Source organism: Afipia sp. MLSD5-FHT05B12 (assembly GCF_058793355.1).
Genome location: NZ_JBXAFS010000006.1, coordinates 227,784 through 243,509, shown reverse-complemented (window position 1 = coordinate 243,509; position 15,726 = coordinate 227,784). Strand labels below are relative to the sequence as shown.

Below are 15,726 nucleotides of genomic sequence, written 5' to 3'. Positions count from 1 at the left end.
CTAAGGGTGCCTCCAGAGGGGGCTGAATCATGTCCAAAAAACCCAGTAAAAAGGCCTCCAGGGCCGCCGTGAAGGCGCGTCCGGGCAAGGTGGTCAAAACCGCGACAAAACGCCCTGCCGCAACGACCGATACCGAGACCGGGCGCATCGCGCTGGCGCTGGAGAGCATCGCAGCGAGCCTGAACGCATCCGCGGCCAAACCGTCGAGCGCTGATTCCTTGAAAAGCGCCGATGCGTTCGTCTGGCAGCCCAATGGCCGACTCGTGCCGGTTCCGAAGGTGAACCGCGTCGACCTCGGCCTGCTCCGGGGAATCGACCGGATGCGCGACATCCTGATCGAAAACACCGAGCGCTTCGCCAAGGGCCTGCCCGCCAACAACGCGCTTCTGTGGGGCGCGCGAGGCATGGGCAAGTCGTCGCTGGTGAAAGCGGCACACGCCAGCGTAAACGCCATGCCCGAGATGAGCGGCCGGTTGAAGCTGATTGAGATTCACCGCGAAGACATCGAGAGCCTGCCGCTGTTGATGTCGCTGCTGCGCGAGTCCAGTTTCCATTTCATCGTGTTCTGCGATGACCTGTCGTTCGACGGCAACGATGCGTCCTACAAGTCGCTGAAGGCCGTGCTCGAGGGCGGCATCGAAGGCCGGCCCGAGAACGTCATCCTGTATGCGACCTCCAACCGCCGCCATCTGCTGGCACGCGACATGATTGAGAACGAGCGCTCGACAGCGATCAATCCCGGCGAAGCGGTCGAGGAAAAGGTATCGCTGTCGGATCGTTTCGGCCTGTGGCTCGGCTTCCACAAGTGTAGCCAGGACGAATATCTTGAAATGGTGCGCGGCTATTGCAAGCACTTCGGCGTCAAGATCACCGACGACCAGCTTGTGCGCGAGGCGCTGGAATGGTCGACCACGCGCGGATCGCGCTCGGGTCGCGTGGCGTGGCAGTTCACACAGGAAATCGCCGGACGGATGGGCGTGAAGCTCGCGACGCCGTAGAGGCGAAGAGCGCTACACCGCCGTCAAGCGAGCGCGCTCTGTCCCGCCCGATGCGTTAGGCCAGAAGCGCGCCTCGTCGACGATCAACCGGCTCAGTTCAATAGAGCACGGCATCTCGTCGCCGCGCTTCCGGATCAAGACGTACTTCGCTTCCGGTAGCGGCGGCAGGCCATCCTTATCACCGAGCACGACCATCCAGGGTTCGATCTCCTCTTGTGCGAAGATCGATACCGCCAGCCCCGCCTGCACCGCCGACTTCAGACCATGCTGGTTCGCCGACGTAAAAGCCACATGCCAATCGATGCCAGAGGCCGTGAGTGCATCAACACCTATCGCACGCAACGCGCATGGCGGCGGCGAGAACGCGAATGGCAACGATGAATTCTGTGGCCGCTTGAAAGTCTCGGCGGTCGCCCAGACGAATTGCGTCTGACGAAGAACCGTTCCGCCCTCTTCGTTCGATCGGGTAATCGCGACCGCAAGATCAAGGTCACCCGCATCGACCTTGGCCCGCAGGTCAAGGCAGACGCTGACCGAAACCTCGAGCCTGACCGCCGGATACTGGCGAGCGAACCGGCCGAGCAGTTGCGGCAACCGATCTCCAATGAAGTTTTCCGGAACGCCCAGACGGATGACACCCGACGCTGTGGAGGATTGAAAGCGGCGCGTCAGTGCTTCCTGGCTTTGCAAAATCTGTTCGGCATGGCGCAGAAAATCTTCGCCGTCTTCGGTCAGCGTCAGCTTGCGCGTGGTCCGATACAGAAGCGGCCGGCCTACCTGCTCCTCCAGTCGCCGGATCTGATGGCTGACGGCGGACTGGGTCAGATTGAGCCGTCCTGCCGCGCGGGTGAATCCGCCGGTCTCGCAGACCGCGACAAAGGCGCGGAGAAGTGTGGGCTCAAAATCCATGGGTCCAAATATATGACGTATTAAACTGAAATCAACAAAATCAATTCATTTCCGTCATGAAAGGATAGCGCCCATATCCCTCAACCCGCATTTGCCACGTCCGCAGGTTGAAAAGGAATCTTCATGAGCGCCTCACCCTCCACTAGTAACACTGCCGCGCTGATCGGCGTCTGCCTCGCATCACTGATGTTCGGCCTCGAAATATCCAGCGTGCCCATCATCCTGCCGACCCTGGAAACAGCGCTGCCTGCGAACTTCAAAGACCTGCAATGGATTATGAACGCCTACACGATTGCCTGCACCACGGTGCTGATGGCGACCGGTACGTTCGCTGACCGGTATGGCCGGAAGCGGGTTTTCATCGTCAGCACCGTCGCCTTCGGAATCACATCGTTGATGTGCGGGCTGGCGCAGAGCGCATCGGTTCTGATTGCGGCCCGGTTTCTGCAAGGTCTCGCCGGCGGCGCAATGTTCACCTGCACCATCGCCATCATCTCGCATCAGTATCAGGACGAAAAACAGCGCGGCAGCGCGTTTACGGCCTGGGGCATCATCAGCGGCATCGGTCTGGGATTTGGCCCGATCATCGGCAGCACGATCAACGCAGTATCGAGCTGGCACTGGGTGTTCCTGATCCACGTCCCGCTGACTGTCCTTGCGCTCATTCCTGCCTGCGCCGGCGTCCGGGAATCTCGCGATCCGCATGCCAGGAGGCTGGATGGCTGGGGCATCGTGACGCTGACGATCGCCGTCTTCGGCCTGACCTATGTGATTACCCAGGGAGCCGACCTTGGCAGAACCACTGCGATCGGGCTCGCAGCCGTCGCCGTTGCCAGCTTCGCCGCCTTCGTGCTGGTGGAGCGCAACACCGCGCAACCGATGTTCGACTTTTCGGTGTTCCGGATTCGAAAGTTCAGCGGCGCCATCATCGGCTGCATCGGCATGAACTTCTGCTACTGGCCGTTCATGATCTACCTGCCGATTTATTTCGAGGGCGGCCTTGGCCTCGACAGCAAGACTGCAAGCCTGTTGCTTCTCGCCTATACAATTCCGTTTCTGGTTATGCCTCCCCTCGCCGACCAGCTACTGCGGCGTCACGGTGCGCACATCGTTATCCCCTTGGGCATGGCCATCATGGGGACCGGTTTCATCGCCATGCGTCTCGGCAGCGGCCTCGAGCAGGCGAACTGGCTCACCGTACTCCCCGGCGCGCTCTTGGCCGGGATCGGTCTTGGCCTGACCAATACGTCAGTCACCAACACAACGACGGGCGCGGTCCCGAGCAACCGCGCAGGCATGGCGTCCGGGATCGACATCAGCGCACGATTGATCTCGCTCGCCATCAACATCGCGGTGATGGGGCTGATCCTGCTGGAGGCGATCCAATGGTCACTTCCTGGCGCTCTCGCCACAGCCCTCGATGGCCAGCAGTTGCGCGCGCTGGCCTCGGCTATCGCCACTGGCAATCTGGGCTCGCTACAGCAGGCATATCCAGTGCTGTCCGCTCAGGACCCGTCTGGTGCGGCGGTTCATGCGGCGCTGGTCAACGGCTTCGGCTGGGTGATGCTGTACGGCGGCATCGGCGCCTGGATCCTGGCTGCAATCAGTTTCCTGATCTTCGGCTCCGAGAGAGTTGTCGAGAACCCGGAACCGACCGGCGTCGTCGACGTGGCCGAGTAAGCTGCAAACGATCTGCAAAACAAAAATCCCCCGGCTTGCGCACGGGGGATTTTTCTAAACGCCGGCGAGAAGCCTTATGCGCCATTCAGGAATTGAAGCGGGTCGACGGCTGAAGATCCCTTGCGGATCTCGAAGTGAAGCTGCGGCGACCCCACCTCCCCCGTCTGACCCGATTTGGCAATGATCTGGCCGCGCTTGATCGTATCCCCGCGCTTCACCATCAGTTCACTCGCGTGGGCATACGCGGTGACATAACCGTTGGAGTGCCGCACCAGGATCAGATTGCCATAACCTTTGAGTTCGTTGCCTGAATAAGCAACCACGCCATCCTCAGCGGCTTTCACCGGCGTGCCTTCGGGAACGGCGACATTGATGCCGTCGTTCTGTTTGCCGTTATTCTTCGCGCCGTAGGCTGTGATGACGCGTCCACGCACCGGCCAGCGGAATGTCGGCAAGGCATTGGTGGCCTCAGCCGCTTTCACAGGCGATTGCGCCTCTGGAATATCAGCCGTTTCACTCGCGACGCGCGCCTTCTGCTGAGGCTCGGCCGACGCAACAGTTACCGGCTTCGCGGCGGGCACCAGCGCGGCAGCGGCCGGTTTTTGCGCCTCGGCCACGACTTGCGGAGCGGGCGCCGCCGCAACGGCCCTACCGCCCGGAATGTTGATCTTGGAGCCAATCTTGAGCTGCGTCGTCACCGGAATGTTGTTGGCTGCGGCCAGCTGTGCCGGCGCGATGTTGTGACGGCGCGACAGGTTCATCAGCGTGTCGCCGGATTTGACGACATGAACGCTGGCTGGAAGCCCTGCGGCAACCTTCGTGCCCGGCGCGGTCGACAGTGCTGGCGGAGCGGCCTGCGCCATCCGGCGAGGAATGACGAGCTGCTGGCCCGGCTGTAGAACGCGAGGTCCGCCGTAGCCGTTCGCTTTCAGGATTTCAGATGACGGAACATTGTAACGCTTCGAGATGATGTCGAGCGTATCGGCGGTGCCGACGATGATCGTGGTGCCGCCTTCCCGACTGTAACCCGAGTTCGCGGCAACAGAGCGCGGCGCAACGGATGCGGTCGTCTCAATCGGGGAAGAAGACGGAGGCGCATAGGACGCCATGCCCCTGCCGCCGCCTGATGTCGCAACAGGCGCGGACAGCGGCGCGGAAATCACCGGAGGATTGTGCGGACGCGCGTACTGCGGAAGCTCGCGCGGCTGCTGATACGATTGTTGTTGATACGCGGGCTGCTGCTGCGGCGCGCCGCGATAATTACTCGGAACCGAGCCGGTCGCGTCCGCACTGCGCGACGCGAACGGATTGGAGAACGATGTATCGGAGAACCGTGTCGAGGTATCGGCGCTACACCCGCCAAATCCGACCGAGACGAGCGCCAGGACCACGAAATGCGGCGCGTGACGCGAGCTTATCAACTCGACAAAGCGGGACATGGTTACTCACTCGTACGCAACTAACACAAATTTGAGTAAACACAGTCCGAGTAAATAACTCTTTAAGGCTCCAAATCCGCCGCAATTCCTAATGCGTTACGACGTTTATAGCTCGCGCGCGATGCCTGGCAGCGCCGGCACGAAACGCACCGCGACAAGCTCTTCCCGATCGTATCCGGCCGCCGTCCGGACCACACGGACCAGCACCTGCCGGCCGTCCACTGGCCCAACGGGGGCGATCAGGATGCCGCCCGGCTCCAGCCGCCCGAGCAACGCGTCGGGAATTTCCTCCATCGCCGCGGTCACGATGATCCGGTCGAACGTGCCGAGCGTTTCCGGCAGGTCGAAGCCGTCACCGAGCTTCACATCGACGTTGCGGCAACCGAGCTCGGTCAGGACCAGCTTCGCGCGGTCCGCGAGCGTGCGAAACCGCTCCAGCGTCACGACTTCCCGGCACAACTTCGAGAGGATCGCGGCCTGATAACCCGAGCCCGTCCCTATCTCCAGCACGCGGCTTTCGGGCTTCAAATCGAGCTGTTCGGTCATGTAGGCGACGACAAACGGCTGGCTGATGGTCTGCCCGCAGGCGATGCCGAGAGCGGTGTCGCGGTACGCATAGGCGCGGTCCAGCGCCGTCACGAACAGTTCGCGCGGGACATCCTCCATCGCTTTCAGCACGGCCTGATTGCTGATTCCGCGCTGCCGCAGGGTCAACTGAAACATCATCTTGTCGTGCGGCGTGGGCTGGGACGACGGCATGCGCGATCAACATTGAAACCGGGAGCGGGCTGTATACGATGCATGCTCTGACAGGAGTCGCGGCATGCGCCACCTCGTGTTAGCAATCCAGATACGTTTTGCGCAATAACCGCATACAGTCCAGGCGTGCCGAGCCCCTCATGACGTTACCCCTTCCTGAGCCATTTCGCTCCACCTTTGACGGATTGGAGGAGCAGATCCTCTCCGGCGATCCTGACAACCGCTTTCATCAATGTTTCGGCTGCGGTCCATCGCATCCTGCCGGCCTGCATGTGCGCACGTTCAAGACAGGCGAAGGCGTCGCTTCGCCGATCCTCATTTCGCGGCAATACGAAGGGCCTCCGGGAGCCGCCCATGGGGGCATCGTTGCCGCCTATCTCGACGAGGTGCTGGCGGCCACGGTACTCCGGTTCGCGGGGCGGCTGGGCGTGACCGGCGAACTGACCATCCGCTACATGAAGCCGGTGCCGACCGAGACGCCGATCGTCGGGCGCGGTTCGCTGGTCGCGGACCATGGCCGCTATGTGGATGTCGAAGGCCGGTTGGAGAACCTCAGCACCGGAAGCGTGCTGGCGACCGGACGGGGCCGTTTCTTTCCGTTGCCTGCCTGACAAGGCCGGTTCGGCATCTTAAAAGTTCCTGCGGGCGGAACTTTTAGATCAGGCGCGAGTTTTTGCGCTGGATAATTGTGTTATTCTTACAGCAGTCCAGATTTGTCGTTGGGGAACGAATGCCGGGCAATTTTAAAGCAGGATCGCGCACATCGATCTTGCTGATCGAAGATGAAGTCATGATCCGCATGATGGTTGCCGACATGCTGGAGGAGCTTGGCTATACGATTGCCGGCGAAGCAGGTGACATCGACGAAGGCATCAGGCTCGTGCAATCCATCGATTTCGACATCGCCATCCTGGATGTGAACGTCAACGGCAAGGTGATTACACCTGTCGCAGAGGCCGTTCAGATGCGTGGCAAGCCCTTCGTGTTCGCGACAGGCTACGGCGCGCAGGGCTTGCCGGAAAAATTCCGCGACCGCCCGACGCTGCAAAAGCCTTTCCAGATTGAAACGCTGGCGCGCACCATCGAGGCCACATTGAAAGGCATCGCGGCGTAGTTATCCGTTCGTCCGGATACGACGCATCAGCGGGAAGCGCTCCCTCTCCCCGGTGGGAGAGGTGAAAAGCCTACCTCAAAACGCCTTTCAGCTTTTCCGAAAACACAGCGTCTGTCCGGTCGAGCCGCAGCGGCGTGACGGACACAAACCCTGCGGCGAGCGCCGCGAGATCGGTCCCCTCCGCGGGCACTTCCATCATCGCCAGCCGCTCGAAGCCGATCCAGTAATACGGATTGCCGCGCCCGTCATGACGGCCATCCACACGCAGAAAACCCTGGTTGCGCTTGCCCTGCTTCGTGACGGCGATGCCTTTCACATCCTCCGGCATGCACGCGGGGAAGTTGACGTTGACCACCGTGTCGCGCGGCACGCCCAGCTTCATCACGTTGCGGATCACATCGGGACCGAATTTCAGCGCGGTCTCCCACAGCGGCTTGTTGCGCGTCTCCATCGAGAATTCCTGCGACAGTGCAAACGACGGCAGGCCGAGGATGGTGCCTTCGAGCGCGCCGGCGATGGTGCCGGAATAGACAACATCTTCGGCGACGTTGCGGCCCTTGTTGACGCCGGACAGCACGATGTCCGGCTGCTTGTCCTTGAGGATGTGCCGCGCGCCCATGATGATGCAGTCGGTCGGTGTGCCGCGCACAGCGAAATGGCGCGGTCCGACTTCGCGCAGACGAAGTGGATCGTTCAGCGACAGCGAGTGCGACACGCCAGACTGATCGAGTTCGGGCGCGACCACCCAGACGTCATCGGAAATCTGCCTGGCGATTTCTTCGATAACCTTGAGGCCCGGCGCGTGAATGCCGTCGTCGTTGGTGCAGAGAATTCGCATGTTCTTGCCTTATACTTTTTCTCGTCATGGCCGGACTTGTTCCGGCCATCCACGTCTTCTTTCCGTGTGTATTGCCAAGACGTGGATGGCCGGGACGAGCCCGGACATGACGCCGTTATTCGTGTTAGCGGTCGCGTTCAATCACTTTCAGCCCGCCCATATATGGCTGCAACACATCCGGCACGGCGATCGAGCCGTCCTCTTGCTGATAGGTTTCCATCACGGCGATCAGCGCGCGGCCAACCGCGGTGCCCGAGCCGTTCAGCGTATGCACGAAGCGCGGCTTGCCGTCCGGGCCTCTTGAGCGCGCATCCATGCGCCGCGCCTGGAAATCACCGCACACCGAACATGACGAAATCTCGCGGTACATACCGCCCTCACCCTGACCCGGCATCCAGACCTCGATGTCGTAGGTCTTCTGCGAGGCGAATCCCATGTCGCCGGTGCAGAGCGTCATGACGCGATAGTGCAAGTCGAGCTTTTTCAAAACCTCTTCGGCGCAGGACAGCATGCGCTCGTGCTCGTTCTTCGATTCTTCAGGAGTCGTGATCGAGACCAGTTCGACCTTAGTGAATTGGTGCTGGCGGATCATGCCGCGCGTATCGCGTCCCGCCGCCCCCGCTTCCGCGCGGAAGCACGGCGTCAACGCGGTCAGCCGCATAGGCAATTCTTTTTCGTCGAGAATGGATTCGCGAACGAGGTTTGTCAGAGGAACTTCGGCGGTGGGAATGAGCCAGTAGTTTGCTTCTGCTTTAGCTAAGGCACGCTCAAAACTCTCGCGATAAGCTATGGAAAAATTGGACGCTGTTAACCTCACAAATTCGCCGACTGTCGCCGGCGAGAGGGATTCGCCACGTCCATAAGCGCTCTGGGCTTCGGCTTCTGCCATCGCAGCGGCATGTTCAATGTGCGGTGTAACGGCTGCCTCAAAAATACTCTGGTAATTCAAACCACCCCGAGCCAGAAACTGATCATCTCTAAACTTCGGCAACTGAGCCGTGCCAAACATCGCCTCGTCGCGCACCAGCAGCGGCGGATTGACTTCGGTGTAGCCGTGTTCGCCAGTGTGCAGGTCGAGCATGAACTGGCCGATGGCGCGCTCAAGCCGCGCGAGGCCTTTCTTCAGAACGACGAAGCGCGCGCCGGACATTCTCGCCGCCGCCTCGAAGTCCATGAACTTCAAGCCTTCGCCAAGCTCGACATGCTCCTTCGGCTTGAACGCATAATCGCGTTTCGCGCCGAATTTGTGATGCTCGACATTGCCATGCTCGTCGGCGCCGTCCGGCACCTCGCCGAGCGGCAGGTTCGGGATCTGCGCGAGTTCCTTCTTGAGGTCTTCTTCGGCCTGCTTCACCGCTGCTTCAAGCTCGGGCAACTTTGTCTTGAGTTCGCCGACCTCGGCCATCAGCGCGTCCGCGCGGACGTTATCCTTGTTCTTCTTGGCGTCGCCGATTTCCTTCGAGGCCGCGTTGCGCCGCGCCTGCGCCTGCTCGGAGGCCTGAATGGCGACGCGGCGCTTTTCATCGAGCGCAATCAGCGGCTTCGACAACGGCTCAAGCCCGCGCCGCTTCAGCGCTGCGTCAAAAGCGTCCGGGTTGTCGCGAATGGCTTTGATATCGTGCATGAAAATTATCCTGCGTCATGGCCGAGCTTGCCCCGGCCATCCACGTCTTTGGTTGAGCGCGTTAAAACAAGGCGTGGATGCCCGGGTCAAGCCCGGGCATGACGAATCGAGTGCGTGGCAGCGATGATAACTGAACGGACACCGCAAAACCGCCCATTGAGGCCGTCATCCTGAGGTGCGAGCCGGCTTCGGCGAGCCTCGAAGGATGGCGGACAATACGGAGCAAGCGGCCCATCCTTCGAGGCGCGCAAGAGCGCGCACCTCAGGATGACGCTGAGCGAGCGGCGGGTTCGGACCCTACTCCGCAGGCGTCGTCGCCGGAGGGGTTGGCGGCGCATCCGCAGGCGGGGTCGTGCCGGTGGCCTGTTTGGCGGCCTTCTTCTCCACCATCGCAACCGCGATGATCGAGCCCTCGTAGAGGATCAGCAGCGGAATCGCGAGCGACATCTGGCTGATGACATCCGGCGGGGTCAGCACCGCAGCGATAATGAATGCCACCACGATGAAATAGCGCCGCTTTTCCTTGAGCTGCTTCGAGGTCAGGATTCCGATCCGCCCGAGCAGCGTCAGGATCACCGGCAACTGGAACGCGATGCCGAACGCAAAGATCAGCGACATCATCAGCGACAGATATTCGCCGACCTTGGGCAGCAGCGCGATCTGCGCGGTATCGCTGCTGCCGACCTGCTGCATGCCGAGCGAGAAGCGGATCAGCATCGGCAGCACAAGGAAATAAACCAGCAGCGAGCCGAGCGCGAAAAAGATCGGTGTCGCGATCAGATACGGCAGGAACGCGCCGCGCTCATGCTTGTAGAGACCGGGCGCGACGAACATGTAGATCTGCGCCGCGATCACCGGAAACGAAATGAACCCCGCGCCGAACATGGCGAGCTTCAACTGCGTCAGGAAATATTCCAGCAGCGCCGTGTAGATGAACTTGGAATTCTCAGGCCCCGCGACCCAGACGAACGGCCACACCAGCACGTTGTAGATCTGCTTGGCGAAGAAGAAGCAGAAGATGAAAGCCAGCGCGAACGCCAGCAGCGCCTTGATGAGCCGCGAGCGCAGCTCGATCAGGTGATCCATCAACGGCGCCTTGGTGGCTTCGATGTCTTCGGCGCTCATGACGCTTTGGCGTCCGGTACGGCAGGCTTCGGGGTCTCAACAGCCGGCGCATGTGCCTCGGCTTCGGCGAACGTCTCTGCGGCCGGCGGCTCGGGCGTCGTCGGCGTCATCACCGGCTGGTCGATCTTCATGGCGTCCTCGACGTCCTTGTTGAGGGACGTCAGCAGATTGGTCGGCGACAGGTCCTTGGCAGTGGCGGAGGCGTCATCGAACGTCTTCTTGATGTCCGCCATTTCCGCTTCGCGCATCGCCTCGTTGAACTGCCCCTGGAATTCAGCGGCCATGCGGCGCGCCTTCCCCATCCACTGCCCGACCATGCGCAGCACGCCGGGCAACTCCTTCGGGCCGATGGCGATCAGCGCCACGACGCCGATGACGACCAGTTCACTCCACCCGATGTCGAACATGGGAAATTCCGCTCACGGGGCTTATGCCCCGCATCCAGTCAAATAGCGCGATCTGAAATCAGACAGCCTTGCTGCCGACATCGGTGCGCTGCGAAGTCGTCGCGGAAGGCGCGCTGTCGATGGTCTTGACCGGCTCGGGCTTCTCGGCCGGCTTGTCGTCATCGGCCATGCCCTTCTTGAAGGCCTTGATGCCCTGCGCGACGTCGCCCATCAGGTCCGAAATCTTGCCACGGCCGAACAGCAGCAGGACGACGGCGATCACGACGATCCAGTGCCAGATACTCAACGAACCCATACTGCCATCCTCCAAAACGCGCGGCCGGGATTTCCGGCGATATTCCACCAGAAAATAGGCCCCGGAGGTGTCAAAAACAAGGATTAACCCCGCGTCATGACTGCGCAAACCGGCGCATTGACACGAGAGTTAATGTTCACTTCGGGCGAGGTGCGTTTGTCCGTGCCGCACGCGAAAGCTCAGCTTTCGCTGCCCTTTTCCGGCTCCACAGCGGGCGCCAGCGCCAGTTCAAGATCGCCGGGCTCCAGCGGCTCTTCGTCCTCGCGCAGCGCCGGGTCGTCGGACGGCGATGGAACAGCAAAGCCGCCGGGCAACCGGGTATCCAGAAGGCCCGCGCCCTTCAATTCATCAAGGCCGGGCAGATCGCCCAGCGCTTCCAGACTGAACTGCGACAGGAAGGCTTCCGTGGTTCCAAAGGTCAGCGGCCGTCCCGGCGTCTTGCGGCGTCCGCGCGGGCGGATCCAGCCGGTTTCCAGCAGCACGTCGAGGGTGCCCTTCGAGGTGACCACGCCGCGGATTTCCTCGATCTCGGCGCGCGTCACCGGCTGGTGGTAGGCGATGATCGCCAGCATCTCGATCGCAGCCCGCGACAGGCGGCGCGTTTCGACGCTTTCGCGCGTCATCAGCCAGGCAAGATCGCCTGCGGTGCGGAAGGTCCATTTGCTGGCGACGCGAACGAGATTGACACCGCGCATCGCGTAGTCGGCCTGCAACTGGCCCAGCGCGGCTTTCACGTCCACGCCTTCGGGCATGCGCTTGGCAAGCGACGCCTCGTCGAGCGGTTCGGTCGACGCAAACAGCAAGGCTTCCAGCAGACGGAGTTCCTCGGGACGCGCGACGGTATCGCTTGAAGATTCCTGAGAAGACTCCAGCACGGAATCCTGCTCTACCGGAGCGATGTGCTGTGCAGCCGCAGTCGTTCTCGCCGGACTTGCCATGGCCCTGTCTCCTTCTTCCACTTACTCAACGTCTTAGTCGGCTTGCACTTCCGGCGCTGCTTGAGCGTCGGGAGGCAAATGCGCCACGTGCTTGCGAAAATACAAAGGTGCGAACGCTTCTTTCTGATGCAGATCCAGCGTGCCTTCCCGCACCAGTTCCAGCGCGGCAGCGAAGCTCGATGCGAACACCGTCGCCTTCTGCGAAGGATCGACCACATAGCGCATCAGATAGTCGTCGAGGTTCGCCCAATCCTCGGACTCGGCAGAGCCCACCAGCCGTTCCAGCGACGCTCGCGCTTCCGACAGTGACCACACGGTCCGCTTGGTCATGTGTACGGTCGCCAGCACCCGCTGCTGGCGCTGTGTGGCATAGGCGGTCAGCAGGTCGTACAGGGTCGCGGTCCAGCGCGCGTGCTTGACCTGAGCAATCTGTTCCGGCTGGCCGCGCGGGAAAATATCGCGCCGCAGTTGCGGCCGGGTCATCAGGCGGTTCGACGCCTCGCGGATCTGCTCAAGCCTGCGCAGCCTGTTGGCCAGCGCGGTCGCGAGATCCTCGGCGCTCGGGCCTTCGGCTTCGGGAGGCTCCGGCAGCAGCAGGCGCGACTTGAGATACGCCAGCCAAGCCGCCATCACGAGATAGTCGGCGGCCAGTTCGAGGCGCAGCTTACGCGCGGCCTCAATGAACACGAGGTACTGGTCGGCAAGCGCCAGGATGGAAATCTTGGCGAGGTCGACCTTCTGCTGACGCGCAAGCGCGAGCAAGAGATCGAGCGGACCTTCATAGCCCTCGACGTCGACGACGAGCGCCGGTTCGCCCTCGGCATGTTCCGCCGGCAAACCTGTCTCGAAGGAAAGGATTTCCGCGCTCATGATGTCAGACCCCCGGCCCGTTCGATCAATCGGTCGAGTTCGGCACGCGCTGCTCCACGGTCGAATGGCTGCGGCTGCCTGCGCGACGCCAGCGCACGATCCGCACGCGCCGACGCCATACCGGCAAGCTCAGGCGATTCGTCCGCAACCTGGCTCATTTCATCGAGCTTGCCATTGCAATGCAGGACGATATCGCAGCCCGCCGCGAAGCTGGCGCGCGTGCGCTCCGCAATCGATCCCTGCAAGGCATTCATGGACACGTCATCACTCATTAACAAACCCTGGAATCCGATCGTCCCGCGAATCACCTGTTCGATGATTGTCGCAGATGTCGTCGCCGGTTGGGCGGGGTCGAGGGCGCTAAACACAACATGTGCCGTCATGGCCATTGGCAGATCGGCAAGCGGTTTGAACGCCGCAAAGTCAGTTCTGGCGAGTTCCGCCGCCGGCGTATCGACCGTGGGCAGCCGAAAGTGGCTGTCCGCTGTGGCCCTTCCGTGGCCGGGAATGTGCTTCAGCACAGGCAATACGCCGCCCTGCGCCAGCCCGTCCGTCACGGCCCGGGCAATCGCGGCCACCTTCTCCGGGGTCGTGCCGTAGGCACGATCACCAATCACCGAGTCCGCGCCGGGCACTGGCACGTCGGCCAGCGGCAGGCAGTCCACAGTGATCCCGAGATCGGCCAGATCGGCTGCGATGAGCCGGGACGACAGGCGTGCAGCCTCGAGCCCCGACCCCCGGTCAACGTCGTATAACGCGCTGAAGACCACGCCGGGCGGATAGGCAGGCCACTGCGGCGGCTGGAGCCGCTGAACCCGCCCGCCCTCCTGGTCGATCAGGACAGGCGCTCCGGGTTGATCAATGGCTGAGCGAATTTCCTCAACTAAGCGAATAACTTGGTCAGGTGTCTCGATATTGCGCTTGAAAAGGATAAAGCCCCACGGGCGCTGGTCGCGCAGAAATGCGCGCTCATCGTCGGTCAGAGCGGTTCCGGATACACCCGTGATGAATGCGCGCGCGGCCATAGACCGGCGATTAGCCCGCGCTTGGCTCCAGGGTCAAGGAAAGCGGGCGAATTCACACGGGATTGTGGACATCATCCACAATCCCAAACGCAATTGGTCTCAATGATTTGGCGCTTTTGCGCAGTCTGGAAGCCTTAGCGCCGCTGCACGACGCACTGCCCGCCGGCGGATTTCAGGTTCCCGCAGAACGTCGTGGCTTCCTCATTGGTTCCGAAGGGCCCGACCATGGCGCGATAGAACGTGCCCTTTCCGGCGATGTCGGCCTTGTGGATCGATGCCGTGCGTGAGCCGAGGATCGAGGCATATTTGCCCTGAAGGGATCTGAACGAGGCCTTCGCATCCGCCTCCGACTTCTGCGACGACACCTGCACATAGGCACCTCCACCCGTGACCGCGGCTGGACTGATCGCAGCAACCTTGGGGCGCTCAGCAGGAGCCGGCTGCGCCTGCGGCGAAAGCGAAACAGGCGCGTTGGCGGCCGGCGCTCCCGTCGAGGCGGTACTCGCCGGTGCGGTGGTCGAAGCCCGCTGCGCAGGAGGTTGCGAACGCGCGGGCGTCGCCGGTGGTGCAGCAGTAGCCGCCGAATCCGGCTGATCCGGCCGAATGCTCAGGGTGCGGATTTTTCGCGGCTCCTCGCCACCCGTCAGCGTACCATTGCCCACACCTGCGCCGGTCGGCCGGGCGTTAGGCGACGCACTGGCGACAGTTGGCGGGTTCGCATTCTGGGTCAGCGGCGGAAACACCACGCGCGGACCAGCCTTGGCATTGACATCAACAGGCTGTTCCTCGCGGGACACCACCCGCTCGGCGCTCTTGTCGCCAACACGATCGGTGATTTTGCCCGAACTATCGCCCGCGCCAGGCGGAATGACCTTGTTCGGCCCGGCGTCAGCCTTAATGACTGGCGGCTCACCACTGCGCGGAGAGCCGACGAAGGTCCTGTAAGCGAAGGCGGCGCCAGTGCCTATGACCGCAAGCAGCAGAACGACGACAACCGTCATCGTGCCGCCGCGCCGCGCCTTCGGAGAGTCCTGCTCGAAGTCTTCGCCGTAGGGCGGCCGGTCGTAGCCATCGTCATATTGGCCACCGTGAGCGCCAAAGTCGCCATCTTGGCCAGGATCGCGATCGGGCCGGCCGTAGAGAACGTCATCGTAACGGTCGCTGGCGGCGGCCTGCTGGCCGCGGCCCTGCCCGGTCAATACCGGATCGTAACCGCTGTGATCGAATTGCGGAGCATGCCTGCCGTAAATATCATCCTGGGTTGAGTACCGCTGTTCGTCAGCATGCGGCGGATCGTAACGATCCTCTGCGCGATAATGTTCTTCGCGATAAGGCTCTTCGCGATAAGCGGGCTCCTGCGGCGCGTGACGCGCGGAAGCCAAATTCTGCACCCAGGACGGCCGAACGGCGGGCACGTCCTCTTCCTCGGCGACGGGCTCATGGGCGGCGTACTGATCGCGCGGATCATGCCGGGCCGGCTGCGCCTGCTGTTCGCGTCCAAAATTCGAGAATGGATCGGCCTGCCCGATCAGTCGCGCCAGCTCGGCCAGCGGGTCGCTCTCGCCTTGCTGCGGGGCAATGCGGGATTGATCCCGGCTGTAGTCGTCGTCCGCCGGAAACGGTCTGTCGCGATATTGGTTCGCCATTGCGATGTTGCATCCCCTTCGGGAAAGCGCCCGCCCGTCGTTCAAACGGAGCGATCGCT

The 15,726-nt window shown here is 62.1% G+C and carries 16 protein-coding genes; 4 read left to right on the top strand and 12 right to left on the bottom strand.

The features are described from left to right. The first annotated feature begins 29 nt into the window (after window positions 1-29). Window positions 30-998, top strand: coding sequence for an ATP-binding protein (locus tag AC1Q6J_RS11355; RefSeq protein WP_492279421.1), 969 nt, complete (start codon window positions 30-32; stop codon window positions 996-998). 12 nt (window positions 999-1,010) lie between these two features. On the opposite strand, the gene AC1Q6J_RS11350 is transcribed toward AC1Q6J_RS11355, so the two are convergent. Beyond that, on the bottom strand, window positions 1,011-1,907 hold the full coding sequence (locus AC1Q6J_RS11350; protein WP_492279420.1) for a LysR family transcriptional regulator: 897 nt from the start codon (window positions 1,905-1,907) through the stop codon (window positions 1,011-1,013). A gap of 123 nt (window positions 1,908-2,030) precedes the next feature. On the opposite strand from AC1Q6J_RS11350, the gene AC1Q6J_RS11345 reads away from it, so the two are divergent. Beyond that, window positions 2,031-3,587 (top strand): MFS transporter, encoded by a 1,557-nt coding sequence (locus AC1Q6J_RS11345; protein ID WP_492279419.1) that lies wholly within the window; start codon window positions 2,031-2,033, stop codon window positions 3,585-3,587. A gap of 74 nt (window positions 3,588-3,661) precedes the next feature. Here the strand turns inward: AC1Q6J_RS11345 and AC1Q6J_RS11340 are convergent, their stop codons facing one another. Both AC1Q6J_RS11340 and AC1Q6J_RS11335 read right to left on the bottom strand, forming a co-directional pair. After that, window positions 3,662-5,026 carry a peptidoglycan DD-metalloendopeptidase family protein gene (locus tag AC1Q6J_RS11340; protein ID WP_492279418.1) on the bottom strand — a complete coding sequence of 455 codons (1,365 nt, stop codon included), beginning with the start codon at window positions 5,024-5,026 and terminating at the stop codon, window positions 3,662-3,664. Between the two features lie 105 nt (window positions 5,027-5,131). Further along, the gene (locus AC1Q6J_RS11335; protein ID WP_492279417.1) at window positions 5,132-5,785 is read right to left on the bottom strand and encodes a protein-L-isoaspartate(D-aspartate) O-methyltransferase; all 654 of its coding nucleotides are present in this window, start codon (window positions 5,783-5,785) and stop codon (window positions 5,132-5,134) included. A 140-nt stretch (window positions 5,786-5,925) separates the two neighbouring features. On the opposite strand from AC1Q6J_RS11335, the gene AC1Q6J_RS11330 reads away from it, so the two are divergent. Next, window positions 5,926-6,396: a PaaI family thioesterase gene (locus AC1Q6J_RS11330; RefSeq protein ID WP_492279416.1), complete on the top strand. Its 471-nt coding sequence runs from the start codon at window positions 5,926-5,928 to the stop codon at window positions 6,394-6,396. Between the two features lie 119 nt (window positions 6,397-6,515). Continuing rightward, window positions 6,516-6,899: a response regulator gene (locus AC1Q6J_RS11325; protein ID WP_492279415.1), complete on the top strand. Its 384-nt coding sequence runs from the start codon at window positions 6,516-6,518 to the stop codon at window positions 6,897-6,899. A gap of 70 nt (window positions 6,900-6,969) precedes the next feature. Here the strand turns inward: AC1Q6J_RS11325 and surE are convergent, their stop codons facing one another. The 9 genes from surE to AC1Q6J_RS11280 form a co-directional block, all read right to left on the bottom strand. Beyond that, window positions 6,970-7,737: a 5'/3'-nucleotidase SurE gene (surE, locus tag AC1Q6J_RS11320; RefSeq protein ID WP_492279414.1), complete on the bottom strand. Its 768-nt coding sequence runs from the start codon at window positions 7,735-7,737 to the stop codon at window positions 6,970-6,972. A 124-nt stretch (window positions 7,738-7,861) separates the two neighbouring features. Next, complete coding sequence (gene serS, locus AC1Q6J_RS11315; RefSeq protein WP_492279413.1) at window positions 7,862-9,361, bottom strand: serine--tRNA ligase; 1,500 nt, start codon at window positions 9,359-9,361, stop codon at window positions 7,862-7,864. A 297-nt stretch (window positions 9,362-9,658) separates the two neighbouring features. Continuing rightward, window positions 9,659-10,486, bottom strand: a complete 828-nt coding sequence (gene tatC / locus AC1Q6J_RS11310) for a twin-arginine translocase subunit TatC (protein WP_492279412.1) — start codon at window positions 10,484-10,486, stop codon at window positions 9,659-9,661. Continuing rightward, complete coding sequence (tatB, locus tag AC1Q6J_RS11305; RefSeq protein WP_492279411.1) at window positions 10,483-10,893, bottom strand: Sec-independent protein translocase protein TatB; 411 nt, start codon at window positions 10,891-10,893, stop codon at window positions 10,483-10,485. The genes tatC and tatB overlap by 4 nt, the downstream gene beginning before the upstream one ends. Window positions 10,894-10,951: 58 nt before the next feature. Then, a complete protein-coding gene (locus AC1Q6J_RS11300) occupies window positions 10,952-11,188 on the bottom strand; it encodes a twin-arginine translocase TatA/TatE family subunit (protein WP_492279410.1) in 237 nt (78 codons plus the stop codon). Window positions 11,189-11,367: 179 nt separating this feature from the next. Further along, window positions 11,368-12,126: an SMC-Scp complex subunit ScpB gene (gene scpB / locus AC1Q6J_RS11295; RefSeq protein ID WP_492279409.1), complete on the bottom strand. Its 759-nt coding sequence runs from the start codon at window positions 12,124-12,126 to the stop codon at window positions 11,368-11,370. Window positions 12,127-12,159: 33 nt separating this feature from the next. Next, entirely contained in the window at window positions 12,160-12,996 is an 837-nt protein-coding gene (locus AC1Q6J_RS11290) for a segregation and condensation protein A (protein WP_492279408.1), read from the bottom strand. Beyond that, the gene (nagZ, locus tag AC1Q6J_RS11285) at window positions 12,993-14,021 is read right to left on the bottom strand and encodes a beta-N-acetylhexosaminidase (protein WP_492279407.1); all 1,029 of its coding nucleotides are present in this window, start codon (window positions 14,019-14,021) and stop codon (window positions 12,993-12,995) included. The genes AC1Q6J_RS11290 and nagZ overlap by 4 nt, the downstream gene beginning before the upstream one ends. A 134-nt stretch (window positions 14,022-14,155) precedes the next feature. After that, window positions 14,156-15,667 carry an SPOR domain-containing protein gene (locus AC1Q6J_RS11280; protein WP_492279406.1) on the bottom strand — a complete coding sequence of 504 codons (1,512 nt, stop codon included), beginning with the start codon at window positions 15,665-15,667 and terminating at the stop codon, window positions 14,156-14,158. Window positions 15,668-15,726: the final 59 nt, after the last annotated feature.